Annotated in this window: 19 protein-coding genes and 3 tRNA genes; 6 read left to right on the top strand and 16 right to left on the bottom strand. The window is 66.9% G+C overall.

Translation table 11 applies throughout. From position 1 onward, the window contains the following. Positions 1 to 83: 83 nt before the first annotated feature. The 7 genes from ACQ7JA_RS13510 to ACQ7JA_RS13480 all read right to left on the bottom strand — a co-directional run bounded on the left by ACQ7JA_RS13510 (position 84) and on the right by ACQ7JA_RS13480 (position 6,327). A tRNA-Thr gene (locus ACQ7JA_RS13510) sits at positions 84 to 158 on the bottom strand. A gap of 35 nt (positions 159 to 193) precedes the next feature. Then, positions 194 to 267, bottom strand: a tRNA-Gly gene (locus tag ACQ7JA_RS13505). Positions 268 to 308: 41 nt separating this feature from the next. Further along, a tRNA-Tyr gene (locus tag ACQ7JA_RS13500) sits at positions 309 to 393 on the bottom strand. Between the two features lie 299 nt (positions 394 to 692). Then, positions 693 to 2,231 (bottom strand): HDOD domain-containing protein, encoded by a 1,539-nt coding sequence (locus tag ACQ7JA_RS13495; RefSeq protein WP_430898476.1) that lies wholly within the window; start codon positions 2,229 to 2,231, stop codon positions 693 to 695. Between the two features lie 11 nt (positions 2,232 to 2,242). Further along, positions 2,243 to 3,904 (bottom strand): response regulator, encoded by a 1,662-nt coding sequence (locus ACQ7JA_RS13490; RefSeq protein ID WP_430898474.1) that lies wholly within the window; start codon positions 3,902 to 3,904, stop codon positions 2,243 to 2,245. A 154-nt stretch (positions 3,905 to 4,058) separates the two neighbouring features. Next, positions 4,059 to 5,063: a J domain-containing protein gene (locus ACQ7JA_RS13485; RefSeq protein WP_430898472.1), complete on the bottom strand. Its 1,005-nt coding sequence runs from the start codon at positions 5,061 to 5,063 to the stop codon at positions 4,059 to 4,061. 115 nt (positions 5,064 to 5,178) lie between these two features. Then, positions 5,179 to 6,327: a class I SAM-dependent methyltransferase gene (locus tag ACQ7JA_RS13480; protein WP_430898470.1), complete on the bottom strand. Its 1,149-nt coding sequence runs from the start codon at positions 6,325 to 6,327 to the stop codon at positions 5,179 to 5,181. Positions 6,328 to 6,386: 59 nt separating this feature from the next. Here ACQ7JA_RS13480 and ACQ7JA_RS13475 point away from each other — a divergent pair, with 59 nt between their 5' ends. The 5 genes from ACQ7JA_RS13475 (at position 6,387) to ACQ7JA_RS13455 (ending at position 10,386) form a co-directional block, all read left to right on the top strand. Further along, positions 6,387 to 7,166, top strand: a complete 780-nt coding sequence (locus ACQ7JA_RS13475; protein ID WP_430898468.1) for an SDR family oxidoreductase — start codon at positions 6,387 to 6,389, stop codon at positions 7,164 to 7,166. A 12-nt stretch (positions 7,167 to 7,178) separates the two neighbouring features. Further along, on the top strand, positions 7,179 to 7,577 hold the full coding sequence (locus ACQ7JA_RS13470; protein WP_430898466.1) for a dihydroneopterin aldolase: 399 nt from the start codon (positions 7,179 to 7,181) through the stop codon (positions 7,575 to 7,577). Beyond that, positions 7,574 to 8,497 (top strand): tRNA 2-thiocytidine(32) synthetase TtcA, encoded by a 924-nt coding sequence (gene ttcA, locus ACQ7JA_RS13465; protein WP_430898464.1) that lies wholly within the window; start codon positions 7,574 to 7,576, stop codon positions 8,495 to 8,497. The genes ACQ7JA_RS13470 and ttcA overlap by 4 nt, the downstream gene beginning before the upstream one ends. 93 nt (positions 8,498 to 8,590) lie before the next feature. Continuing rightward, a complete protein-coding gene (locus ACQ7JA_RS13460) occupies positions 8,591 to 9,124 on the top strand; it encodes a SixA phosphatase family protein (RefSeq protein WP_430898462.1) in 534 nt (177 codons plus the stop codon). A 65-nt stretch (positions 9,125 to 9,189) separates the two neighbouring features. Then, positions 9,190 to 10,386, top strand: coding sequence for a helix-turn-helix transcriptional regulator (locus tag ACQ7JA_RS13455; protein ID WP_430898460.1), 1,197 nt, complete (start codon positions 9,190 to 9,192; stop codon positions 10,384 to 10,386). 116 nt (positions 10,387 to 10,502) lie between these two features. Here ACQ7JA_RS13455 and ACQ7JA_RS13450 read toward each other — a convergent pair whose 3' ends face one another. The 3 genes from ACQ7JA_RS13450 to ACQ7JA_RS13440 all read right to left on the bottom strand — a co-directional run bounded on the left by ACQ7JA_RS13450 (position 10,503) and on the right by ACQ7JA_RS13440 (position 17,650). Then, positions 10,503 to 12,272, bottom strand: a complete 1,770-nt coding sequence (locus tag ACQ7JA_RS13450; protein WP_430898458.1) for a M14 family zinc carboxypeptidase — start codon at positions 12,270 to 12,272, stop codon at positions 10,503 to 10,505. Positions 12,273 to 12,386: 114 nt separating this feature from the next. After that, positions 12,387 to 13,973, bottom strand: a complete 1,587-nt coding sequence (locus tag ACQ7JA_RS13445) for a S41 family peptidase (RefSeq protein ID WP_430898456.1) — start codon at positions 13,971 to 13,973, stop codon at positions 12,387 to 12,389. 122 nt (positions 13,974 to 14,095) lie between these two features. Next, positions 14,096 to 17,650, bottom strand: a complete 3,555-nt coding sequence (locus ACQ7JA_RS13440) for an indolepyruvate ferredoxin oxidoreductase family protein (RefSeq protein WP_430898454.1) — start codon at positions 17,648 to 17,650, stop codon at positions 14,096 to 14,098. A 204-nt stretch (positions 17,651 to 17,854) separates the two neighbouring features. Between ACQ7JA_RS13440 and ACQ7JA_RS13435 the strand changes: the two genes are divergently transcribed. Beyond that, positions 17,855 to 18,370, top strand: a complete 516-nt coding sequence (locus tag ACQ7JA_RS13435; RefSeq protein ID WP_258826547.1) for an Lrp/AsnC family transcriptional regulator — start codon at positions 17,855 to 17,857, stop codon at positions 18,368 to 18,370. A gap of 23 nt (positions 18,371 to 18,393) precedes the next feature. Here ACQ7JA_RS13435 and ACQ7JA_RS13430 read toward each other — a convergent pair whose 3' ends face one another. The 6 genes from ACQ7JA_RS13430 to ACQ7JA_RS13405 all read right to left on the bottom strand — a co-directional run bounded on the left by ACQ7JA_RS13430 (position 18,394) and on the right by ACQ7JA_RS13405 (position 25,553). Continuing rightward, positions 18,394 to 19,068, bottom strand: coding sequence for a GNAT family N-acetyltransferase (locus ACQ7JA_RS13430; protein WP_430898451.1), 675 nt, complete (start codon positions 19,066 to 19,068; stop codon positions 18,394 to 18,396). Positions 19,069 to 19,119: 51 nt separating this feature from the next. Beyond that, complete coding sequence (locus ACQ7JA_RS13425; RefSeq protein ID WP_430898449.1) at positions 19,120 to 20,670, bottom strand: diguanylate cyclase; 1,551 nt, start codon at positions 20,668 to 20,670, stop codon at positions 19,120 to 19,122. A gap of 90 nt (positions 20,671 to 20,760) precedes the next feature. Beyond that, positions 20,761 to 21,846 carry a multifunctional CCA tRNA nucleotidyl transferase/2'3'-cyclic phosphodiesterase/2'nucleotidase/phosphatase gene (locus ACQ7JA_RS13420; protein WP_430898489.1) on the bottom strand — a complete coding sequence of 362 codons (1,086 nt, stop codon included), beginning with the start codon at positions 21,844 to 21,846 and terminating at the stop codon, positions 20,761 to 20,763. A gap of 5 nt (positions 21,847 to 21,851) precedes the next feature. Further along, positions 21,852 to 22,577 carry a glutathione S-transferase family protein gene (locus ACQ7JA_RS13415; protein ID WP_430898447.1) on the bottom strand — a complete coding sequence of 242 codons (726 nt, stop codon included), beginning with the start codon at positions 22,575 to 22,577 and terminating at the stop codon, positions 21,852 to 21,854. A 21-nt stretch (positions 22,578 to 22,598) separates the two neighbouring features. Then, positions 22,599 to 23,561: a complex I NDUFA9 subunit family protein gene (locus tag ACQ7JA_RS13410; RefSeq protein WP_430898445.1), complete on the bottom strand. Its 963-nt coding sequence runs from the start codon at positions 23,559 to 23,561 to the stop codon at positions 22,599 to 22,601. Between the two features lie 21 nt (positions 23,562 to 23,582). Next, the gene (locus ACQ7JA_RS13405) at positions 23,583 to 25,553 is read right to left on the bottom strand and encodes a transglycosylase SLT domain-containing protein (RefSeq protein WP_430898443.1); all 1,971 of its coding nucleotides are present in this window, start codon (positions 25,551 to 25,553) and stop codon (positions 23,583 to 23,585) included. Positions 25,554 to 25,565 lie beyond the last annotated feature (12 nt).

Below are 25,565 nucleotides of genomic sequence, written 5' to 3'. Positions count from 1 at the left end.
AGACTCCTAAGATCTAACGATTTTTTTGAGAATTACCAGGCACACCTGACGGACGAGTACTACGCGACTGCCGTACAAAATTCTGGTGCCCTTGACGTGGATTGAACACGTGGCCTCTCCCTTACCAAGGGAGTGCTCTACCACTGAGCTACAAGGGCTTATTTTTTGCGGTTAGAAAAGACACCGCACTAACTGGAGCGGGTGAAGGGAATCGAACCCTCGTCGTAAGCTTGGAAGGCTTCTGCTCTACCATTGAGCTACACCCGCGAGGTACAACTTTCTTCAATTCGCTTCACGACTCTTCTTTTTGGTGGTGGGGGCTGGATTCGAACCAGCGTACTCAGAGAGGGCAGATTTACAGTCTGCTGCCTTTAACCACTCGGCCACCCCACCGCGAAGAACCGCAGAGTATGAAGCAAGCTCAACGTATTGTCAACGATGTTTCGGCAGACTTTGTCCGCTTCGCATAGCAGCGTTGCTTCGGGGCGTGATTGTAACGGGCGGGATGCAAAACCACAAGGGTGATTTTGCGGGAATTGCAGGGAATCGGGAAAAGCCCCGTTTTGGCGGGTTCGGACCTGGGTTTTGCAGGGTGGTCGGCTGCGCCGACCGCGCGTTCAACCAGCTCGAAAATGGACGATGTGCGTCAGTGCTACGTCGGTTTGAACGCGCGCACGGCGAAGCCGTGCACCCTACGTGGGGCCGAGGGCTGCGAGAACCTGCCCTTTGAGCGCCTTGATGAGCGCCGTCTCATCCGGCGGCACGCCCTCCGGCGCCTCCAGCGTCCGGTCCGCATAGAACAGCCCCAGCTGCGCCTTCCCCACCACCAGCGGCAGCACGATGAAGCTCTTCGCATCCGGCAGCAGCCGGCGGTGCCATTCCGGCAGCAGGTCGCGGATCTTGGTGCTCGACGCGTCCGAGATCATCAGGTCGGCGTCGTTCTCCATCGCCAGGTGGAACAGGTCGCGGCTGGAGGTCATCGGGAAGGCGAAGCCGGCCTGCAGCCGGGCGCCCTCCTCGCCCAGGGCCAGGCGCGCGCGGAACTGGTTGCTGCGCACGTCCTTCAGGCAGACGGTCGCGAAGCGGAAGCCCAGCGCGCCGTACAGGGTCTCGAGCACGGCCAGCACCACGTCGTTGACCTTGCCGCCGGTGGCGCGCAGCTGGGTGACGTCCTGCACGCCGGCCAGCAGCAGATCCCTGGCGTTCTTCGGCTTGCCGCTCGGGTGGGCGCCTTCCTGCTCCTCCTCGCCGGCGTCCAATGTGGCCAGCAACAGCACATTCGGCAGGCCATTGCCGGTTTCCTTCGCTTCGCTGCGCGGCGCGGGCTGCATGTTCATGCTCTCGAGCAGGCCGCGCATGCCCTCCTGCACCGCGTTCATCAGGTCATCCATGCGCGCGCCGTCCAGGTCGAGCGCGTCGCCGTAGCGGCCCAGCAGGGCCTTGGCCTCCGGCGAACCGACCGGCTCATGGGTCTGCGCCAGCAGGCGCGCCACGTCCTGGCTGAAGGAAGCCACCTGGCGCATCCACTCGCCGCGGTTGGCCGCCACCCGCACCGCGGTCGGGGGCAGGCTGTTCTGGGCGCGCACGATCATGTCGGGGATCTTCCACTCCTGCAGCACGGCCTGCGACAGGGCGTCGTAGCTGCAGCCGAGGATCATCTGGGAAGCCTGTCCGAGGGTGTGCTTGCCGCCGGCCATCAGGGCGCCGATCTCGCGGTAGCGCTCGTGCGCATGGCTGGCCACCAGCAGCGGGCCCAGGTTCTTGAACAGCGCGCAGATCGCCGCTTCCTCGGCGCCCTGGTAGAAGCTGTGGCGCGCCATCTCGCGGCCCACCAGGCTGGCGCACAGGGCCGCTTCCAGTTCGACGCGCACGCTGCCGGCGTGCTCGGAACTGTCGAGGGCGTCGACCAGCAGCATGGCCAGCGCGGTGGTCTTGACGTTGTCGAAGCCCAGCAGCGAGATCGCGCGCGAGATCGTCGTCACCGGCGCGCCCGAGGTGGTGCGGTACTGGATGGTGTTCGACAGGCGCAGGATGCGCTGGGTCAGCGCCGGGTCCGACACCACGTAATAGGCCAGGTCGTGGGTGCCCTGGTCGTCGCTGGATGCCATGTCGACCACGCGGGCGATCGAGGCGCCGAGGGCGAACATCTCTTCGTCGCCGCAGACCTTGTTCATCAGGGCCGCACGCACGCGGCGGGTCGCGCCTTCGGACGGCAAATGGGATTCGGACATCGTTTAAGCTTTCACACTGCCGCTTTTTGAACCGCGGCCGGCTTGCTCACCCGTCCCTGTCCGTTGCGTTCGTATTTCTTGAGGATCTGGTGATGCAGCGCCGACAGCGCGCCCAGTTTCGGATTGCCCGGGTCGAGCTTGCGCACATTGCCGATCAGGCCGCTGACCTGCTGGCCGAGGCGGTCGTCCCAGCCGTCGTGCTCGAGGCAGCGCAGCACCGCCAGGGCGGCATTGAAGGCCACCGAGGGGTTGTTGGGCAGCTTGGTGGCCGCTTCCAGCATCAGCTCGACGGCGCCCTGGTAGTCGCCGTTCCTGGCGCGCGCGGCGCCGCCGTTGACCAGGTCGACCACGTGCTGGCGGCTTTCCTGCGCCAGCGTGCGCGCCAGGTCGGGAAATCCCGCACCCTCCATGACGCCCATGGCGCGCGCCATGCCGGCGTCGCTCGAGGCATTGCGCATCACCTCGCGCACGATCTCGGCGCCGCCCTCTTCCATATTGTTTTCCAGGCAGGTGCGCGCCAGCTCCAGCTTGAGGTCGGCGGATAGGGCGGGCGCGTCCTTGCAGGCTTCCAGCGCGGTGTTGAGGGCGTCGTTCAGGCGCGTCTCGTTGCCGGTGAATTCGTGCAGCAGGGCCGAGGAGATCGCGCTGCACAGCGTGGTGTTGGGGCGTCCGCCCATCGAGCGGTCGAAGTCGCGGATCACCGAGGCGGCCGCCACCGGGTCGCCCTTCTTGACCAGGGTGCGCACCAGCTTCACGTGGTCTTCGGGGTCGCGGAATTCCGAATACTTGGCCTTGCTGACCACCTGCTTGAGGAATTTTTCGGCCGACTCGTTGTCGCCGGCTTCGAAGGCGGTTTCGCCCAGTGTGCGCAGGCGCCGCACCGCGTGCGGGGACACCGCCACCGCTTCCTGCAGCACCGTCTGCGACCTGGCCAGGTCGCCCACCGCCGCATGGGTGCGCGCCAGCCAGTCGTAGGCATCGACGAAATTGCGGTTGGAGTCGACCAGCTCTTCGAGCATCTCCTGGGCTTCGCCGTACTGCTTGCGCAGGAACAGGGTCTTGGCCAGGCCCAGGCGCGCCCAGGCGATCGCCTTCATCTCGATCAGCTTGCGGTAGATCGGCTCGGCATGCTCCGGTTCTCCCAGAAAGACGTGCAGCTCGGCGCGCAGGCGCATGAAGTCGACCGCATAGCGCGGATGCAGGCCCTCTCCTTCGATGCAGGCCTCGATCGCTTCGCGCTGGTCGCCCGCTTCCATCAGGGTATAGACCGGCATGAAGGCGCTGCGCCGGTCGAGGGCGCGCGCGATGCGCTCGAGGAGGCGGTCGGCGGTGAAGGGTTTCAGGATGTAGTCGGTGGGCGCGAGCTCGGCGGCGCTGACCACCTTGCTGTGGTTGCCTTCGGCGGTAACCATGAAGAACATGGTCGACAGCGGCATCAGCTTGTGGTGGCGCACGTCTTCCAGCAGCTGCTGGCCGTCCTGGCCGCCCTCGAGGTCGTACTCGCACAGGATCATGTCGAAGCTGCGCAGGCTCAGATGCTTGACCGCCAGGTTGGACGAACTGGCATGCTCGATGCGCGTCAGCCCGCACATATTGAGCATGCTGTGGATATTGGCGCGCATGCCCGCGTGGGGCTCGATGATCAGGGCCGTGAGGCCTTCCAGTTCGTTCATGGGGTTCCGTAAGCCTGCGTTGGGCGTGAGCGGCTGCTGCATAGGCTGCCGCATCGATTCAGTATATTACGGCTGAGGAACGAATTAGTTAAATTGGGTAAATACCCGGTAATTACCGGCAAGGGGTGCGGGGAAAAAGCGACACAGTGGCGTGTCAGCTGCCCGCGGAGAAGGCGGCCGCTTGTCGCAATGGCATGCGGCGGCCGTTGATGCACTCGGTCTTGCCTTCGCCGATGACGATGTTCTGGTAACGGACTTCGTACTTGCCGGCGGCCAGCTTGTCGATAATGAAATTGCCGTTCGGCTGGACGAAAACATGGCGCACGTTCGAGCGGCGGTCCAGGTCGTAGAGCTTGACGAAGATCGGCGAGGAATTTTCACCGTTGTCGATGATCACCTGCATCTCGCTGCCGCTGTTGCCGACCGGATAACCCGGCAGGTAGCCGGACTCGGCCGGCCACGGATCGCCGCTGGGGGCGGCCAAAGTCTGCAGGTCGGTGCCGCAGTCGGGGGCGCGCGCCGGCACCACCAGCTGGGTCACGGCCAGGGCCTTAATCTCGGGAGGAGGTTCCTTGCCCTCACCGCCGAAGCGGCGCGCCCAGCCTTCGGTGCTGGCGTCGGCGCCGAGATCGTCGGGGCGGTCGGGCGCCGGCGCGGCCTTCGCGCCCGGCGCGGCGGCGGCCACCTCGGACTTGCCGGCCCAGGACAGCACATCCGGCAGCTTGCCGCGCGGCTGCTGGCCGATGAAGACGGCGGCGGCGGCGCCCAGCACGAAGCAGGTCGACAGGCCCAGCCACCAGCGCGGATCGCGCAGCAGCCTGGCGCGCGGGCGGCGTTCGCCGGTGGCGCGCGGCTCCCAGCTTTCCGGCCGGCCGCGTCCCGCCCCCTGCTCGCCCTCTTCGGCGCCGCTGCTTTCCAGCCACTCGACTTCCCACTCCTCGGACGCGATCCACTCGTCGTGCTCCTTGCGGCGCACCGGATCGGACAGGGTGTTGTAGGCGGTGTTGACGATCGCCATGATACGGGCGGCTTTTTCGTCGCCCGGATTCTTGTCGGGATGGTATTTCTGGCTCAGGGCCTTGTACGCCGCACGAATGACTTCCGCCGGCGCGCCGCGCGCGACCTTCAGGTTGTCATAGTGGGTATGGATCTTGGCCATGGTCTGTCGAAAAGTCCCGCTGCTGCCGGTCGTGAGAATGTTCAGGCGATCCGAGCCGATCCGGGGTGGTACAGCTTAGCCGGATTTGTATCCAGAGCGCAAGATGTCAAAAATTCTACAGGCGGTGGGCGCGGTCCGCCCGCACGATAGCGTCAAGCAATTCCACGTCCTGCCCGACCACCAGCACCTTGAACAGCTCGCCCATTTCGGCCGGCGACACCAGCTTCTGCACCGCGCGCGATTGCGGCAGGAAGTCGAGGGCCTGCTCCGGGTCGCTTTCCATCAAGAGCTCGCCGATGCCGGCGCCCAGCAGGAAGGAGGCCTGGTTCATATAGGCCAGCACCGGCAGGCCGGCTTCCTGGGAAGCCAGCGCCATCGCCGTGAAGTCGACGTGGGCGGTGATGTCTTGCAGGCCCGGCAGGTAGAAGGGGTCCGGGTGGGCATGGTGGCGGTAATGGCACATCAGGGTGCCGCCCATGCGCTGGTCGAGGTAGTACTCGTGGGCCGGGAAACCGTAGTCGAGCAGGATGGCGGCGCCGCGGCCCGCTTTCATCATGGCGGCCAGCGAGGCCATGAAACCCTCGGCGACCGGGTGGATCTCGGTCAGGTAGCCGTCCGGCAGCTGCCCGGCATCCGGGACCTGACGCGCCACCTGGGCCGCGAGCTCGGGAGGCAGCGGCGCCGCAACGAAAGCGAAGGCGCCGTCGCGCACCGTGACCATCTGGCGCATCCACTGGCCGTCCTGGCGGATGACGAGTTCCACCGGCATCGCGTCCAGCACCTCGTTGGCCAGCACCACGCCGCTGAACTGTTCCGGCATGCCGTCCAGCCAGCGGACCTGCGGCAGATCCTTCAGCGCTTCCTGCTGGCGCGCGCGCAGTTCGCCGGACAGTTCGATGATGGTGTAGGAGCTGACGGCCACGCCCATGCGGTCCAGGGCCGCGAGCACGCCGCGCGCCAGCTTGCCCGTACCGGCGCCGAATTCGATGATGTCGGGCGCGCTTTGGGCGATAATATGGGCGGCCACGCGCGCCAGGGCGGCCCCGAACAGGGGAGAGATCTCGGGCGCGGTCGTGAAATCGCCGCTCGCGCCCAGTTTGGACGCGCCGCCGCTGTAATACCCGAGCCTGGGCGCATACAGCGCCAGTTCCATGAACCGTGAAAACGCCATCGCTCCGCCGAGCTCTTCGATTTCGGCGGCGATCAGTTGTTGCAGGGACTGGGATGCGGCGAGCGCGTCGGGAGTGGGTGCGGGCAGGGACATGCCCGCATTGTAGCGAAATCAGCTCTTATCAACTAATGCAAGCAACGATGGACAACGCCATGCACCCCGCTCAAAAGGTCGCGCTCGTGACCGGCGCCGGCCGTCGCCTGGGCCGCGCCATCGCGCTCGGGCTGGCGGGCGCCGGCTGGGACGTGGCCGTCCATTACCGCCATTCGGAAGCCGAGGCGCGAGAGACGGCGGACGCGATCCGCGCCCTGGGCCGACGCGCCGCGCTGTTCCCCTGCGAGCTGCAGGATGAGGCGGCCGTGCGTGCCCTGCCCGGCCGCGTGGCTGAGGAACTGGGCGTGATCACTTGTGTAGTGAACAACGCTTCGTTGTTCGAATACGACAGTGCCACCACCTTCTCGCCGGCTCTCCTGAACACCCACATGGCGGCAAACGTGACGGCGCCGCTGCTGCTGGCCCAGGCCCTTCACGCCATGACGCCGCAAGGCAGCCAGGCCGTCGTGGTCAACCTGCTGGACCAGAAACTGTACAATCTCAACCCGGATTTTCTGTCGTACACGCTGTCGAAGGCGGCGCTGCACACGGCCACCACGGTGCTGGCGCAGGCGCTGGCCCCATTGGTGCGCGTGGTCGGCGTGGCGCCGGGCATCACGATGGTGTCGGGCGAACAGAGCGAGGCAGGCTTCCAGCAGGCGCACCAGATGACGCCGCTCGGCCGTTCCTCGACCCCGCAGGACATCGCCGACGCCGTGGTCTATGCCGCCGGCGCGCGGGCCCTGACCGGCACCACGCTGCTGGTCGACGGCGGCCAGCATTTGCAGGCATCGCCGCGCGACGTGATGTTCCTGACCGAACCAAACAACCATTCATAAAAGGCTTTATCCATGTTATCCGCCCTGATTCACCCGAGCTTGCGCGACTGCCGCCGGCTGTTCCTGCGCAATTACGAAGTGATGATCAACATCGGCGTGCATGACTTCGAAAAGAAGGCGGAACAGCGTGTCCTGATCAACGTCGACCTCTACATCCCGCTCGAGCAGTCGACGCCGAAGGCCGACCAGCTGTCGGAAGTGGTCGACTACGACTTCATGCGCGAGACCATCGCCAAGCGCATCTCGAAGGGCCACATCCACCTGCAGGAAACCCTGTGCGACGACGTGGTCAAGGCGATGCTGACCCACCCGCGCGTGCGCGCGGCGCGCGTGTCGACCATGAAGCCGGACGTCTACGCCGATTGCGAAGGCGTGGGCGTGGAAGTGTTCTCGGTGAAGGAAGAAGCATGAGCGAAGCGGATCTCGACCAGCTGAACCCGGACGCGCAGGCCAAAAAACTCGAAAAGATCGCGTACGAAAACAACAAGCTGCACAAGCGCCTGTGCCGCCTGGTGGGCCAGGCCATCGGCGACTTCAACATGATCGAGGACGGCGACAAGGTCATGGTCTGCCTGTCGGGCGGCAAGGACAGCTATGCCCTGCTCGACATCCTCATGACCCTGCGCGAGCGCGCGCCGATCCACTTCGAGATCGTCGCGGTGAACCTCGACCAGAAGCAGCCGAACTTCCCGGCCGAGATCTTGCCGGCCTACCTCGAGAAGCTGGGCGTGCCCTACCACATCGAGAACCAGGACACCTACAGCATCGTCAAGCGCCTGATTCCGGAAGGCAAGACCACCTGCTCGCTCTGTTCCAGGCTGCGGCGAGGCATCCTCTACCGCGTGGCGGATGAGCTGGGCTGCAACAAGATCGCCCTGGGCCACCACCGCGACGACATCCTCGAAACCTTCTTCCTGAACATGTTCTTCGGCGGGAAGCTGAAGGGCATGCCGGCCAAGCTGGTCTCGGACGACGGCAAGCACATGGTGATCCGTCCGCTGGCCTATGTGAAGGAAGCGGATACCGAGCGCTATGCCGAAGTGAAGGGGTTCCCGATCATCCCGTGCGACCTGTGCGGCTCGCAGGAAAACCTGCAGCGCAAGCAGATCAAGGCCATGCTGCGCGACTGGGAAAAGAAACACCCGGGCCGCGTCGAGAACGTGTTCTCGTCCCTGAGCACCGTGGTGCCTTCGCACCTGCAGGACCGCGATCTGTTCGGCTTCGTCGACCTCAAGACCGACGGCGTGCCCAATCCGCTGGGCGACATCGCTTTCGACGAGGAACCGTGCTCGACGCCGGCGCCGAACACGATCTCGCTGACCCAGCTGTAATCGCGGCGCCGAAAGCGGCAGGGAAGAGGCAGGGGCAGGGGCAGGGGCATGGTACCCTGCCTTTTTTTCATCTTCCCGACAACAAGGATTCCGATGAGCCTGCTGCACCTGTTCCGCCGCCTGACCCTCCCCCTCTCCCTCGGCTTCGCCATGCTCGCACCCGCCGCGGCATTGGCCGAGCCGGGTGCGCTCTACCTGGTCCGCCATGGAGAAAAAGCCGCGGTCGGCAAGGATCCGGAACTGACCCCGCAAGGCAGGCTGCGCGCCGAGAACGTGGCCGCCATCCTCGGCAAGGCGGGCATCACCGCCATCTACAGTTCCACTACCCAGCGCACCCGCCAGACCGCCGAGCCGCTGGCGCGAAGCAGCAACATTGCCGTGCAGCTCTATGACCCTGCTAATCCGAAGGCCCTCGTCGCGCAGGTGCAGACTGTGCGCGCATCCGGCGCGAACGTGCTGGTGGTCGGCCATTCGAACACCCTGCCGGAACTGGTGCGCCTGTTCGGCGGCGCGCCGGGCCCCGACATCCTCGACGACGAATACGACCGCCTCTACCAGCTCACCGGCAAGGAGGACTCGGTGCGCACGGTGCTGTTGCGTTCCCTTCCTGTCACGCCTCAGCAATAACCAACGGTTCCAAACTACCCCGGCATCGGTTACGATGCTAAAAAAATATCTATATGGGGTACATCTTGGATTTGTCGCAGGAGCGCTTCGAGCGCGCCGTCAATCTCATCTACGAGACGCTGGAAAACCGGGACGGCTGGCGCCCGGTGCTGGACTGCCTGCACGCGGCGGTCGGCGGCCGCGCGATCCACCTGCTGGCCTTCGACGCCGAGCATGGCGCGCTGTCGTACAGCGACGGCGCCGACATGGCGCCCCAGATCGACCTCGAGTACATCCAGAAATACCAGTTCATCGATTCGCGCGTGGGCCTCTTGCGCACCCTGGCGCCGGACGTCTGGCTGCACTGCCACGAGCACTTCGACGATGCCTTCGTGGCCGGCGATCCCTTCTACCAGGAATTCCTGATCCCCCACGGGGCGCGCCACCTGTCGGCCTGCAAGCTGGTGGAGAACGCGGAGGCGACCGTGATCCTGGCCTGCCTGCGGCGCACGGGCGAAGGGCCGATGCCGGCTGACGCCCTGGACTTCCTCGACCGCCTGCGCCCCCACCTGCAGCGCGCCGTGCGCCTCGGCCTGGCCCGCTTCGTCTACTCGGCCCAGGCCCTGGTCGGCCATGCCCTGGTCGACAAGCTGCGCCAGCCGGTCATGCTGCTCACCACCACCGGCGACGTGGTGCTGGCCAACGAGGCCGCGCACTGCCTGCTCGGCTCGACCAGCCTGGTGCAGCTGGCGGACGGCCGCCTGGTCCTGCCCCAGGCCTACCAGCGCACCTTCCTCGAGCAGTGCGCCGAGCTCGAACACGCGGTACGCGCCATGGGAGCGGCGGCAGGTAGCGGCGGCGGCAAGGATTTCCGTTCGCTGCACATGACGGGCGAACCCGGCGCCGCGCCGGACGTGCTCTACGGTTTCTTCACGATGCTGGTGCCGGAGCGCACCATGGGGAGCTTCGGCCTGCGGCCGCTGGTGATGCTGATCTTCTACCACCCGGGCTCGGCCCAGGTGATCGACTCGGCCCTGCTGACGGCGGCCTTCGGGCTCTCGCACGCGGAGTGCCGGGTGGCGTCCCACCTGGCGGACGGGATGCCGCTCAAGGCGATTGCGGAGACGCTGGGGGTGCAGTACGACACGGTGCGCAAGCAGCTGCTGTCGATCTACCAGAAGACGGCGACGAACCGGCAGCCGGAGCTGGTGCGCTTGTTGATGAATTTGCCGGCGTCGGCGGTGCAGCGGGCGCTGAAGTCAGAGGCCGCGGTGCTGTCGTAGGGTGGGCGGTCCTCCGCCCACGCGTTCAGATAAACGGTGAGATGCGGCTCATCGTCCATTTCCGCGCTGGTTGAACGCGTGGGCGGGAGACCCGCCAACCCTACGGTCACATCGGATCAAGGGGCGACGTTGGTGCGCAGCACCGGATAGAGGCGGAAACGCTCGTCCCACGACGCATGGCGCTGGGCGAAGAACTCCAGGCGCGCATGCGGGTTCCTGGCGAAGGCCGGGTCGGTTTCGAGGCGGCGCTTGAACTCGGCCGCCACCGCCGGATCGGCGGCCAGCTGCTCGCGCGCCACGTCCTCGGCCACGTACTCTTCCATGTATTCCTTGCGCTCGTAGGCATTGTTGAAGAAGCCCCAGGCCAGCAGCGAGTCCGGCGCCTGCGGTTCCAGCATCGCCACGACCAGGCGCGCCTTCGGCTGGTTCACCGGCACGAACAGCGACCCTGCCAGCACGGCGCGCGCTTCCGGCTTCCAGTTGCCTTCCACCGTCAGGCGCTGGTGCGACTCGAAGGAGGTGGCGCCAAAGGTCGCCTTGTCGGCGCGGAAGGTCTCGGCTTCCAGCTTCGCGACCGGCTTGGCCAGCTTCTTGAAGCTGATGCCGTGCAGCGCCAGCTTTTGCGCCACGATGTCGGCATAGGCGGCCGGCACGATGTAGCCGGCGCGCGGCGCCGCGATCACCTTGTCGGCCACCACTTCCTCGCGCAGCGGCACGCGCCAGACCTGGGGCTTGCTTTCGTCATAGCGGGTCATCAGCATGCCCGAGATGTCGGACTGGGTACGGGTGAATTCGTAGCCGTTGAAGTCGACCATCTGGGTCTTGTCCGTGGTGCGGTAGGTCAGCGCCACCTCGCCGCCGGCCAGCGTCGCGGCGCGCGCGTCGGCGGCCTTCGCGGCGGCCTGCCAGTCGGCGCCGTGCTTCGCGACCTGCTCGAGGATCGAGATCACGGTGTTGTGGGTCACGCGCACGCGGGTCGGGTAGTCCTTCCACGAGTGGGTCTCGACCAGCAGGGCCATGCGGTTACGCAGCTGGAAGTAGCCGGTCGAGAAGCGCGGGTCCGAGACGCTGTCGACGAAGCCCGACATCGGGTCGTCGGTCTTGGCGAAGGACATGTAGTAGGACTGCGGCGTGGAGCCCTGCCTGGCGATGTCGGCGATCACGCCGGTGCGCAGGGCCAGGCCGGCCTTGCGGAATTCCGGGTCGCCCGAATACACCGGCTCGACCTGGATCGAGACGTCGTGCTGGAACTTGGCGCCGTCGGTCACGTGCAGGTCGACGTAGGTCAGCGGGTCCCAGGCGTTGACGAGCTTGAGCATCGCCTGCATCTCGGGCGCGTCGGCCTTCACGTAGTCGCGGTTCAGGTTGAAGTTCTGCGCCGTGGTGCGCCAGCCCATTTCGACCGGGCCGCGCTGGTTCGGGCGGTTCCACTTGCCGAAGCGCTCGTGGCCGTCGACGTTGAAGACCGGGACGAAGACCAGCACCTGCTTCTCCAACGCGCCCCTGGCGAGCTTGCCGTCCAGGGTTTCGCGCAGGGCCAGGAAGCCGGCGTCCTTGCCGTCGATTTCGCCCGCGTGGATGCCGCCCTGGATCAGGGTGACCGGCAGGCCCGCCTTCTGCGCCGCGGCCGGCGTGAACACGCCCTTGCCGTTGACGATCAGCGCCAGCATCGGACGTCCTTCCGGCGTGCGGCCGAACTCGGTGCACCTGACCTGCTTCGGATAAGCCTTCTGGAAGTCGCCGCACAGCTTGATGACTTCGTCGTAGCGGCCGGTGGCCTGGAAGCCGGAGCGTTCGGAGACCGTGCTCAGGTCGGGCGCGGCGTGGGCGGTGTGCGACAGGGGGAAGGCGGCCAGCACGGCCAGCAATACGGCGGAACGGATCATCCTTGAATCTCCGGCAATTGACGAGGTGACAAAGCGGATGATTATAGTCCCGTTTTCCCAAATGAAACGGCCCGGGCAGCGGGCGCTGGCCGGGCCGTCTCCAAGGCAAAGCGGTCAGGGTCGCGGCCTGGTGCGGATCGCGATTTCCTTCACTGGCGGCCGCACGATCTCCATCGGGATCATGCGCGCGCGGCTGGCCGGCGGGCAGGCGCCGGTCTGGCGGTAGGACAGCGCCGCGGCCAGGAGACCCTCGGCCGGGTCGCCGATCTCGCGCGACAGGTCGTCGGCCACCTGGCAGGTGGCGGCCAGGCCGTCGGCAAAGTCGCCGAAGCCCTTGTCGTTCACGCCCTTGAACTCGATCGAGAAGTAGGTCGTGCCGCAGTTCGGCACCGGCGTGAAGCCGTAGGGCTTGCCGCAGGTCGTGCTGCCGATGACATCGACCTGGATGTCGGCGCCGCGCAGGCCGTTGATGACCGCTTCGCTGGCCGAACAAGTGCCGGCGGTGGTGAGCACGGTGACGCGTTTCAGGCCCAGGTAGGGCAGCGGCGTTCCGGGCGCCACCTTGTTGGTCGAAGGGAAGCCGTAGGCGGTCGAGCGGAACGGAATCGCCGGCTCCTGGGCAATCTTGTCGTTGTAGACCGGACGCTCGAAGATCTTGCCGTTCGTCGCTTCGGGACCTGCGATCATGTAAGAGAGCTGGCTGGCGATGTAGAGCAGGCCGCCGCCGTTGTAGCGCATGTCGAGCACCAGGTCGCTCACCGCGGCCTGCTTGAAGGTCGTGAAGGCGTCCAGCAGTTCCTTTTCGGATACACCGTTGTGGGTTTCGAAGCTGAGGTAGCCGACCTTGCCCGTCGGGGTGTCGAGCACCTTCACGTGCTTGACCGGATCCTCGCTCACCTCGCTTGCCGTCATGTTCACATCGTAGTTCGACGCACCGCGCCGCAGCGTGAAGCTGTGCGCGGCGCCGGCGGTTTCGGGGAAGAGGCCGGCGTTGATGCGGTCGACCGATGCCGCGTCCGAAGCGTTGACGAAGTCGACGCCGTCCACCCGCACCAGCATGTCGCCGCGCTTCAGGCCGGCCACGGCGGCCGGCGATCCCGGCTCGACCAGGGTCACCAGCCAGGTGCGCGGCGCGGTCGAGCTGTTGCGCTTCCAGGTGACGCCATAGCCCAGGTCGATGCCGGCGTTCTGCATCTTGTCCCACTCCTCGCTCGCATAGGTGAAGTGGTATTTGTCCTTGGGCTGGCCCGATGGCGTCAGCGCCGTGGTCTTGAGGACGTTGAAGTAGTCGATCGGGTTGGTGAAATCCGCCATCTTGTAGGTGTTGGGGATCTCGTTGTACCAGAGATAATATTGATTCGAGAACGCGCGCAGGAACTTCAGCTCGTCGAGCAGCGTTCCCTGGCGGTCCGGGAAGGCCTTGCCTTCGAAATCGACCCCGGTGCGCGGCTTGGCGCACAGGTTCCAGTAGGTCGTGAAGGCGTCGCCCAGCGTGTTCGGGTCGAGGTCGGCCGCTGACGGCGTGGTCGGCGTCGGGTTCGTGGGCGTGGTCGGCGTGGTCGGATTCGTCACCGGGGGTGGCGTGGTGCCGCCCGTGGGCGGACGTGCGCCGACACCGGGCGAACCGCCGCCGCCGCCGCAGCCGGCGAGGACGCTTGCAAGTACAAAGGGGACGATCAGGCGGAGGGATGGCGATCTCATGCGCCTGATTATAGACGCCGCAAATCGCCCGAAGTGCAACCAACTGTAACAGTTGGAGCCCTTAAACAACAAAGCATGCCAATCGAATATGGCCGGGCGAAGCCGGCCATATCAAGCTGTCATCATGCCGCCTGCGACGTCGCGCCTGCGGGCGCGTGGAAGGCCGCGACCAGGGCCGCTTCCTTCTGTTTCGCCGCCTTCAGGTGGCGCTCCTTCACGTGACCATAGCCGCGGATGTCTTCCGGGATGCTGGCGATGGCCACCGCCTGCGCCAGGTTGTCCGGGGTGAGCTTGGACAGCAGCCCTTCCACGGTCTGGCGGTACTCGCCAATCAGGGCGCGTTCGGTGCGGCGCTCGGCCGTGTAGCCGAACACGTCGAACGGCGTGCCGCGCAGGCGCTTCAATTTGGCCAGCACGCCGAAGGCCCCCATCATCCACGAACCGTATTCCCGCTTCAGCGCGCGGCCTTCCTTGTCGTGCTTGGCCAGCAGCGGCGGCGCGAGGTGGAACTTGAGCTTGACGTCGCCCTCGAACATGTTCGCGATCTTGGCCTTGAAGGCCGGGTCGGTGTGCAGGCGGGCGACTTCGTACTCGTCCTTGTAGGCCATCAGCTTGTAGAAGTAGCGGGCCACGGATTCCGTCAGGCGGGTGCCCTTGCCCAGCCTGGCTTCCTCGGCGCGCACCTGGTCCACGAAGGCCTTGTACTTCGCGGCGTAGGCGGCGTCCTGGTAGGCGGTCAAGAGTTCGACACGGCGGTTGATGACGTCGTCCAGGCTCTCGCTGCGCTTGAACTCGATCACCTGGGCCGGCGTCGCCAGCTTCTTCACCGATGCCAGGTCGTGGGCGGCCGTGCGGCCCCAGTTGAAGGCGGCCTTGTTGAAGGGCACCGAGACGCCGTTCAGTTCGATCGCTTTCAGCAGCGACGCTTCCTGCAGCGGCACATGGCCCTTCTGGAAGGCATAGCCCAGCATGAACATATTGGTCGCGATCGCGTCGCCCATCAGGGCGGTGGCGATTCTACCGGCGTCGACGAAGTCGACATTGCTCTCGCCGCAGGCTTGCACGATGGCGCCGCGCGAACCTTCGGCCGGGAACTGCCAGTCCGGGTTCTTGACAAAAGCCGCGGTGGTCGCGCCGGTCGAGTTGACGGCGGCCCAGGTGCGGCCTTCGCCCATGCGGGAGAGTGCATCGCGGGCGGCGGTAACGATCTGGTCGCAGCCGATCACGAGGTCGGCGCTGCCGGTACCCACGCGGGTCGAGTGCAGGTCGGCCTGGTGTTCGGCCAGGCGCACGTGCGACATCACCGGACCGCCTTTTTGCGCGAGGCCCGACTGGTCGAGGACGAGCGCGCCCTTGCCTTCCACGTGAGCCGCCACCGCCAGGATCTGGCCGACGGTGACGACGCCGGTGCCACCCACGCCGGCGATCAGGATGCCGAAGGGTTCGGCGACCTGGGGGATGCGCGGCATCGGCAGGCTCGGTGGCGCTGCGTCGGCAGTCGCTGCTTTCTTGGGCTTCTTCAGGCCGCCGCCTTCGACGGTGACGAAGCTCGGGCAGAAGCCGGAGACGCAGGAAAAATCCTTGTTGCAGGAGGAATGGTTGATCTGGCGCTTGCGGCCCAGTTCCGTTTCCAGCGGTTCGACCGACAGGCAGTTCGACTGCACCGAGCAGTCGCCGCAGCCTTCGCAGACGGCTTCGTTGATGACGGCGCGCTTGGCCGGGTCGGGGAACTCGCCCTTCTTGCGGCGGCGGCGCTTCTCGGAGGCGCAGGTCTGGTCGTAGATGACGGCGGAGACGCCCGGCATCTCGCGCAGTTCCTTCTGCACGTCCATCAGCTCGGAACGGTGGCGCACGGTGACCCCTTCCGCCCAGGCGTAGTCCTCCGGGTATTTTTCCGGCTCGTCGGTGACGACGATGATGGGACGCACGCCTTCGGCCGCGATCTGGCGCGTGATCATGCCCGGGTCGAGCGGACCGTCGACGTTCTGGCCGCCAGTCATCGCGACCGCGTCGTTGTAGAGGATCTTGTAGGTGATGTTGACCTTCGCCGCCACCGCCGCGCGGATCGCCAGGATGCCCGAGTGGAAGTAGGTGCCGTCGCCCAGGTTCACGAAGACGTGCTTTTCGTCGGTGAAGGGCGACTGGCCGATCCAGGTCGTGCCCTCCGCGCCCATGTGCGTGAAGGTGGAGGTTTCACGGTCCATCCACAGCACCATGTAGTGGCAGCCGATGCCGGCCATGGCGCGCGAGCCTTCCGGCACCTTGGTCGAGCTGTTGTGCGGGCAGCCGGAGCAGAAGAAGGGGATGCGGTCGGTTTCCGGATTCGCCTTGGCGGGAATCGACTTCAGCACCAGCTCCTTGTTCTCCAGGTAGGCGATGCGCTCCTTCACGCGCTGCTCGACCGGATGGCCGGCGCAGTAGTGCGAGATGCGCGAGGCGATGGCGCGCGCGATCTGGGCCGGGTTCAGCTCGTAGGTGGCCGGCAGCAGCCAGTCGCCGTGGCCCATGCGGTCCTTGTTGCTCCATTCGCCGGTGTCGTCGAACTTGCCGACCACACGCGGACGCTCGCCGTCCGGCAGGTTGTACAGCGCTTCCTTGAGCGCGTATTCCATCACCTGGCGCTTCTCTTCGACCACCAGGATTTCATCGAGACCGCGCGCGAATTCGTGCACGCCTTCGGATTCGAGCGGCCAGGTCATGCCGACCTTGTACAGGCGCAGGCCGATGTCGGCGGCCGCCTGTTCGTCGATGCCGAGGTCGGCCAGGGCCTGGCGGGTGTCGACATAGCTCTTGCCGGCAGTGATGATGCCGATCTTCGGCTTCTTGCTGTCCCAGATGATGCGATTGAGCTTGTTGGCGCGCGCATAAGCCAGGGCCGCGTACCACTTGAAGTTGCTCATGCGGACTTCCTGGTCCAGCACGGCGTCGGGCCAGCGGATGTTCAGGCCGCCCTGGGGCATGTCGAAGTCGGTCGGCAGCGCAATCTGCACGCGGTCCGGATCGAGGTCGACCACGGCGCCGGATTCGATGATGTCGGTGACGCATTTCATCGACACCCACAGGCCCGTATAGCGGCTCATGGCCCAGGCGTGCAGGCCGAAGTCCAGGTATTCCTGCACCGAGGAGGGATACAGGACCGGGATGCCGCAGTGGGTCAGGATGTGGTCGGACTGGTGGGCGGTCGAGGAGGATTTCGCCGCATGGTCGTCGCCGGCCAGCACCAGCACGCCGCCGTGCTTCGCCGAGCCGGCATTGTTGCCGTGTTTAAAAACGTCGCCGCAGCGGTCCACGCCCGGGCCCTTGCCGTACCACATGGCGAAGACGCCGTCGTACTTGGCGTCCTTATACAGATTGGTCTGCTGGGTGCCCCAGACGGCGGTCGCCGCCAGGTCTTCGTTCATGCCCGGGTGGAACTTCACGTGATGGGCGTCGAGGTGCTTCTTCGCCTTCATCGCGGTCTGGTCGACGGCGGTGACAGGCGAGCCGCGGTAGCCGGTGATGTAGCCGGCGGTGTTCAGGCCCGCCTTCAGGTCGCGCTCGCGCTGGAGCATGGGCAGGCGGACCAGGGCTTGCGTGCCGGTCATGAACGCGCGGCCGCGTTCGAGCGTCCACTTGTCGTCGAGGGTAATGTCGTGCTGGGGCAGCGCCAGGTTGGCGCGCTCGAGGGGTGCGTTCATGCGGTGTCTCCGTGGTGTTCGGTGGGATGCGGAACGTGGCGCCATCGGCTCTTGTCGGCCTGTCGTGCGCGCAGGGCTGTTCAGCCTGCTCCCGTATGGCGCACAGTATAGGGCTGGTGATCCGGCATTAAATTCCAAACAATTCCCCCCGCCGGGCGATTTGCGCAATAAAATTGCCGTGTTTGCGAATCAACCGAGGAAACCATGTCAAAAATCGAGCTCGACAAGACCGACCGCAAGATCCTGGCGGTGCTTCAGACGGATGGCCGGCTGTCGAACCAGGACGTGGCCGAGCGCGTCAACCTGTCCCCCTCCCCCTGCCTGCGCCGCATCAAGCGCCTGGAAGAAGCCGGCGTGATCCGCCAGTACGTGGCGCTGGTGGACCCCGACAAGATCGGCCTGGGCCTGCTGGCCTATGTGAACGTGCGCCTGGAAAAGCACAGTGAAGTCGCCGGCGGCGCCCGCGGCGCCCCCAGCCTGCCGGCCACCTCGCCGCGCAATGACTTCGCGGTGTCGGTGGGCACCTGGCCGGAAGTGGTGGCCTGCTATGCGATGACGGGAGAGATGGATTTCCTGCTGCGCGTGCACGTCGAGGACATGGACCACTTCTCGCGCTTCATGATGGGGACCCTGCTGAAACACCCGGCGGTGCTGGATGTGAAGTCGAGTTTTGCCTTGCAGCGGATTAAAGAAACGACGGCGTTACCGGTCGCCGGGTAGGGTGGTCGGCTTCGCCGACCACCCTACTTTTTCGGCGTCAGCCACTTCACCGCGGCCCTTGCATTCGCCTTGACGGTATAGTCGATCGCCGCCCACTGCTCTTCCAGCGCCTCGGCCATCACACTGCCCGGGCTCGGCGGCGGCAGCTGCAGGTAGGCGTCGGCCTCGCCGTATTCGCGCTTGATCTCCATCCCCGCCTTGCGGGCGATGTGCATCATGGTCTGGTTCGACGTCAGGCACTGCATGTAGAGGGTGTCGACGTCGGCGTTGCGGCAGTGGATGGCGGCGCGCTGGAACAGGCGCGAGCCGACGCCCTGGCCGCGCGCGGATGCCGACACCGACACGCCGAACTCGGCCACCCGCGCCTTCTGCGTCGGCTTGCCCTTGTCGGCCGCCGCGAAAGCCAGGTGGCCGACGCCCACCAGCTGGAAGACGCGGTTTACCACGCCGAACACGATGTCGCGCCTGAAGTCGATCCTGGCGACATAGGCCTGGATCTGCTCGTCCGGGATCATGCTGCCGAAGCGCAGCAGGCGGTCATTGCTGTCCAGCGCCAGGAAGTGGCGCAGGATGCGGCGGCGGTCGCGCTCGCTCAGTTCCTTGACGAGCACGGTCGGACGGCCAGGTTTACCGTCGTTGCCTTTGCCACTTCGGCCACCCAGGCCGCGCAGCCAGCGTCCCAGCGGATTGTCCAGCATGGTGTGTTTCCTCTTTTGTGCAGTGCAGCAATACCAGGATTCTAGCGAATTCTACCCCGTCGTGCTGCCGTCACCAGGAACAGCCCACTGCGCCTTCGGGCTGACCACGAACACGCCCTTGCCCGAACTCTTGGCCTCGTACATGGCCTTGTCGGCCTCGGCCAGCAGGGCGGCCGAGCCGCGCGCCGCGCCCGCGTGACCTTTGGCACTGGAAATGCCGATGCTGGCCGAGATCGACACCGGATTGCCGTCGGCCTCGGTGACCGACCTGATCTGCTCGAGGGCGATCTGGGCCACCCGCAGGGCGCCGTCGCGCGAGGTGACCTCCTCCAGCATGATGACGAACTCGTCGCCACCCAGGCGGGCCAGCGCATCTTCGGCGCGCAGCTTGTCCTGCACCCGGCGCGCGACCATCTGCAGCACCAGGTCGCCGGTGGCATGACCGTAGGTGTCGTTGACCGCCTTGAAGCCGTCCAGGTCGATGAACATGATGACCACCACCGTGTCGCGGCGGTCGGCACGCGCCAGCGCCCGTTCGAGCAGGCGGGTCAGCTGGCGGTAGTTGATCAGGCCGGTGAGGCTGTCGTGCTGGGCCAGGCGTTCCAGCTGTTTCGATTGCGTTTCCAGTTCGGCGGTGCGCTCGGCCACGCGGTGCTCGAGATTTTCGTTGGCCGCATGCAGGCGGTGGTTGACCTCGCCGATGATGCGGTAGCTGCGCCACAGCCGGGTGCCGGCCCAGGCCAGCAGCACCAGCAGGAGCGCCGAATAGGCGAACAGATAGCCGCGATAGCGCTCGCGCACCGCCAGCGCGGCGTCGAATGAGCGGGTGAATTCGCGCCCCAGGCGGTCGAAGGCGGCGCTGGTGGCGGTGGAGGCGATCTGCGCTTCCAGGCGGTTTTCCAGCGGGCGCTTTTCCAGGATCACGCGGCTGGCCTTGATGATGGCGTCCATCTTCTCGACCACGGCGGGCGAAAAGGCGATCTGCTGGGCCGCGATGTCGCCCAGGATCGCGTCGATGCGCGCGGCCAGCGGCGTCGAGGGAATCACGTTGTAGCGCAGGATCTCGGTGAGCAGGGCATTGAGCGAGGCGTCCAGGCGCACCACCAGGCGAGCCGGCGCCAGTGCGCCTTCGATGCCGCCCAGTTCGGTCTTGAGATCGGCCACTGCGGGCGGCAGATAGGCCAGCGCCTCGCGCAGTGGAGGATTGTGGCGCGCGAACTGGACGGAGATCAGTTCCTTGCGCTGCATGGCGTCGCTCAGTTGGGCATAGGCGCTCTTCAGGGCGGGGTCGCCATCAACGGGCACCGCCTCGCCCAGGCGTATCAGCAGGGCGTGCATGCGCGGCAGCTGGGTGGTCAGCTGCGGGGTCGCGGGCGCGCGGCCGATGTGGGCGCGCAGGATGTTGGCATCCCATTCGGCGTCGAGCTTTTCCAGCTCGCGCAGGCTGAGCATGACGTCGTTGCGGATTTCGGGATCGGCCGCTTCCGAGCGGACGAACAGGAAGGCGAGCAGCAGGGCCAGCACCACGACCGCCGCGCCGGCAAGTTGCAGGCGGCGACGCGGTGTCCAGCTTGCTACCCGCTGTGCCAGCACGGCAACCATCTTTCTCCTCCGTTACACCAGTTGAACCATTGTCATCGGAGAAGCATAGCAAAAGCTTGCGGAACAGCCGCGCACTTCTGAATTGCCCTGTTACAACTCCTCCGCTACCGCCGCGACCCGGGCCGCGTGGACGGCCTGCGGGATCCTGGCCTTGTCGCCGGCGCAGCGTGCCGCCACCTCGCCCGCGTTCACGGCGCGCGCCGCCGCCAGGGCGCGCGGCAGGCGCGCTTGCGGCGAGTGTGCCGCGCCGCCGATGCAGGCAGCCGCCAGCAGCAACTGGCCGAAACGCTCCGGTTTGCGGAAGGCGTCGCTGCGCTCGAACAGGGTGACGATGGCCTCGGCGTCGAGCTCCCCTGCCTGCTCGACGACGCCGCGTTCGCGCGCGATCAACTGGGCCAGGTCGCGGCATTCGTTGGGCGCCTTCAGGCGCTTGCTCACCTCCAGGACGTCCTGCTGCGGCAGCCGGTGCAGCAGCACCCCGAAGCGCACCTCGAGCGGCGCGCCCTGCCCCGCCGTCCCGTCGACCACCCCCATCAGGGAGGCATCGGCATCGAGTTCCGGCAGGAGGCGGACCAGGGCCCCGCAGTCGGCCAGCACGGCGAACAGGCGCGAAGGCTGTTCCTCCATCAGGCCGCGCGCCAGCTCCTGCCAGACGCGTTCCGGCACCAGGGCGTCGACCTCGCCGCTCGCGACCATCTGGCGCATCAGGGCATTGGTGCTCTCGTGCACCCGGAAATCCGGGAAGCGCGCGGCGAAGCGCGCCAGGCGCAGGATCCGCACCGGGTCTTCGGCGAAGGCTTCCGAGACGTGGCGGAAGATGCGGTCGCGCAGGTCCTGCCGGCCCCCGTAGGGGTCGACGATGCTGCCGTCCTCCGCGCGCGCCATCGCATTGATGGTCAGGTCGCGCCGCACCAGGTCTTCCTCCAGCGTGACCTCGGGCGAGGTGTGGAAGACGAAGCCGTGGTAGCCGGGCGCGGTCTTGCGCTCGGTGCGGGCGAGCGCGTATTCCTCCTGCGTCTGCGGGTGCAGGAAGACCGGGAAATCCTTGCCGACCGGGCGGAAGCCCTGCGCCACCATCTGCTCGGGCGTGGCGCCGACCACCACGTGGTCGTGGTCGGTGACGGGACGTCCCAGCAGGGCGTCGCGCACGGCGCCGCCGACCACGTAGGTCCGCATCGTGTTCACTGGTCCTCGCCCGGCAGCTCGAGGTCGTGCAGCGGGGTCGGGTCGGTCTCGCGCATGGCTTCCTCGACCCATTGGGCCACGGCCGGGTGGGCCAGCACGCGGTCGCAGTAGGCCTGCAGGGCCGGGGCCAGCGCCACGCCATAGGTCTTGAAGCGGCATACCACCGGCGCATAGAAGGCGTCGGCGATCGAGAAGTCGCCGAACAGGAAATGGTGGTGGCCGAAGCGGGACAGGCAGTCTTCCCAGATCTCGCAGATGCGGCCGATGTCGGCCTGGGCGCCCGGGGTGCGGCCGCGGCCCGGCAGGCGCGCCTGGATGTTCATCGACATCTGGGTGCGCAGTTCGGCGAAGCCCGAGTGCATTTCGGCCACGATGGCCCGCGCCAGTGCGCGCGCGGCGACGTCCTGCGGCCACATATGCTTGTCCGGGAACTGCTCGGCCAGGTATTCGACGATGGCGAGGCTGTCCCAGATCGTCATCTCGCCCGCCAGCAGCACCGGCACCCGGCCGGCGTGCGAGTAGCGCGCGATATTGGTCGCAGTGTCGGCCTGGTCGAGCAGGACGCGGACTTCGGTGAACGGGATCCCGAAGGCCTTGGCCGCCACCCAGGGACGCATCGACCACGAGGACACGTTCTTGTTGCCGATGACGAGGGTCAGGCCCGGCTGGCGGGCCTGTTCGAGGGTGGAAGACAGGGTCGGGTCGAGTTCGATGGTCTGCATGGTGTCCGGTAAGTTGAGGTGTCAGCGGCCCGCGTGCTCGCGGTAGTCATCGAGTCCGCGTGCGGGCGCCAGGTAATGCGGCGCGACGGCCTCGAGCGGTGTGAGCTTGATTCCCAGCGCGCCCGCTGTCAAGACTCCTTCATGGGGGACGAGCACATTGTCGGTCTTCATCGAGGCCAGGTTGTCGCGGCTGATCACCGGCTCGCCCGGCAGCAGCTCGAACAGGCGCGCCTGCGCCCGGGCGGCCCAGTCGGGCAGTGCGAAGACATGGCGCTCGCGGCCCGCATGGCGTCCGGCGAGGCGCACCAGTTCCGCCAGGGTATAGACGCCGGGGCCGGCCAGTTCGATCGTGGCCCCGCGCGTATGCGGGTCGCGCAGCGCCGCGGCGAAGGCGGCAACCACGTCCTCGACGTAGACCGGCTGGAAGCGCGCCCCGGCGCAGGCCAGCGGCACGGCGGGCAGGCGGCGCTGCAGGGCCGCGAACAGGGTGAGGAAATGGTCGCCCGGGCCGAACACCACGGAGGGGCGGAAGATGGTGGCGGATACTTCCGGCCGGCTGCGCGCGGCCAGCTCGCCGTCGGCCTTGGAGCGCTGGTACATCGATGCGCCGGTGGGACTGGCGCCCAGGGCGCTCATGTGCAGGTAGCGCGGCACGCCCGCATCCACGCAGGCCTGCACGATGCGGCGCGGCAGTTCGACGTGCAGGCGGCGGAAACCCGGTCCGTAGGGATCGCCCTGCCCGCCGTGCAGCACGCCGACCAGGTTGATCACCGCGTCGCGGCCCTGGAACAGGCGCCGCAGGGTGGCGTCGTCGTGGATGTTCGCCACCTCGAGGTCGAGGCAGGGCAAGGTGGTGAGGTGCTTGGCGGCCTCGTAGTGGCGCGCCGGCACCAGGGTGTTGAATCCGTCTTGCGCCAGGCGGTTCAGGAGATGGCCGCCGATGAAGCCGGTGCCGCCGATGACCACCACGTTCTGTTCGCGCATGGCCGGACTTTCATAAAAGGTTCAGGGGAGGATGGCGGTGCGCTCGCGCGGTTGCACCGGCCGCACGCGGGTCTTGATCGATTGCGGCTTGTTCTCGAACACGGCGGCGTAGTTGGTGGCGTTGGCCAGCACATTGCGCACGTAGCTGCGGGTCTCGGAGAACGGGATCGACTCGATGAAGACCGCCCCTTCCATCGGCTGGTCCAGCAGGCCGCGCCAGGCGCGCGCGCGTCCGGGGCCGGCGTTGTAGGCCGCCGTGGCGAGGATCTCGTCGCCGTCAAAGTTCTCTAGCACCATGTTCATGTAATTGGCGCCGAGCGTGATATTGGTCCGCAGGTCAGTGAGCATGCTGTGAACGAAATTGTCCATCCCAATCTTGGCCGCCACCCACTTGCCGGTGGCCGGCATCACCTGCATCAGGCCGGAGGCGCCGACGCCGGAGCGCGCGTCAAGGACGAAGCGCGATTCCTGGCGGATCAGGCCGTAGACCCAGGCCTGGTCGAGGCCCAGGCCCTGCGCGGTCGGGTGCAGGACGTCCAGGTGCGGCGCCGGGAAACGCTGCGCGAAGTCGATCTCGGAGCGCGTGCGCAGCGAGGTTTCGACGGTGCGGTCGAGCAGCTCGTTGCGGCGAGCGAGTTCGCCGGCGGCCAGCAACTGACGGTCAGACAAACCGCGCAGCCCCCAGTTCCATTCGCGGTTGCCTTCCGCGCGCAGGCGCAAGGAATAGAACTTCAAGGCGCGCTGCAGGCTGGGGTTGGCGCCGGCCTGGGCCAGCTCCTCGGGCGTAAGCGGGGCCGGCGCCGGCGGCGCCGTGACCTGGCGGCCGAGTTCGTCCAGCGCGAGCTGGCCATAGTAATTGTGCTGGCTGGCGATGCGCTCGAAGGCCGCATTCGCTTCCTGTGTCTTGCCCTCGGCCTTGTCGGCGCGGCCCAGCCAGTAGACCCAGGCATTGTCGTTTTTCAGCGCCTGCGGCATCGCCTCGATGGTGGCGCGGACCGTTTTCCAGTCGCCGCGGCGCAGGGCGATGCGGGTCTTCCACTGCAGCTGCTCGCTGGTAAGGCGCACGCCATTGGTGCGCTGCCAGTAGTTGTAGGCGTCGGGCGACAGGCCGATCGAGGCCGCGTGTGCGAGGCTGGCCCAGCCGGTGGCGCGTTCTTCCGGCGTGAGTTTGGGGCTGTTCTTCTCTAGCGCGACGGCGGCCAGCTTGAGGCTGGTGCGCGCCATGCGGCCGACCGCGACCAGGTAGATCGCGCGTTCGGCGCGGGTCTTGCCGATGCCGCGCGCCATGGCAACGGCGGGTACGTCGACGGCCTGGGCCGCGCGCGTGTCGGAGGCGCCCAGCAACAGTGCGATGCGGCGCGCCGGCCCGGTGGCGTCGGCTTCGCCGGCCAGGCGCAGCTGCCAGTACAGGTCCTCGTCGTTGAACTGGCGCGTCTGGTAGAGCTGGGCGATCAGGGCCGCGCAGGCCTCGCCATAGCCCGGCGGACTTTGCAGGAGGGCGCGGGCGTCAAGCGCCACCGGTTCGCCGCGGTTGGCGCGCGCCAGCAAGGCGTAGCAGCGGATCTGCAGGTTGTCGCCGCGCGCCAGCTGGCCCGCTTCGCGGTCGAAGCCGGCGAAGTCGCGGCGCCGGCCCAGGTCCAGCAACCACTCGGTGCGCAGCTGCTCGGCGACGGCCGTGCCCTCGTGGCGGCGCAGGACCTCGCGGATCTCCTCCTGCGTGGCCTCGCGCAGGCGGGGTTTCAGACGATAATAGTCGACGTAGGACGCCAGCACGTAGTTCGGCAGGCGCGATGCGAGTGCATTGACCTTGGCCGCGTCGTTCTGGCGCGCTGCTTCGCGCAGCAGCATGAAGGTGTCGTCATCGGCGCGGGAATCCGCCGGGGTAGCTCCGGGCACCGTGGGTGCGCCGGCCGGCACCGGAGAGATGGTCTGCTGCGCGGCCGGCGTCGCATCCGGCGCGGATTCCGCGTGGGCTGGGCCAAGGGGCAGCATCCACGAAGCGCA

Origin of the sequence: Massilia sp. BKSP1R2A-1, from assembly GCF_050586525.1 — a bacterium.
In the GTDB taxonomy this organism is placed as follows: Bacteria; Pseudomonadota; Gammaproteobacteria; order Burkholderiales; family Burkholderiaceae_D; genus Telluria.
This window is presented reverse-complemented; position numbering and strand designations above follow the sequence as displayed.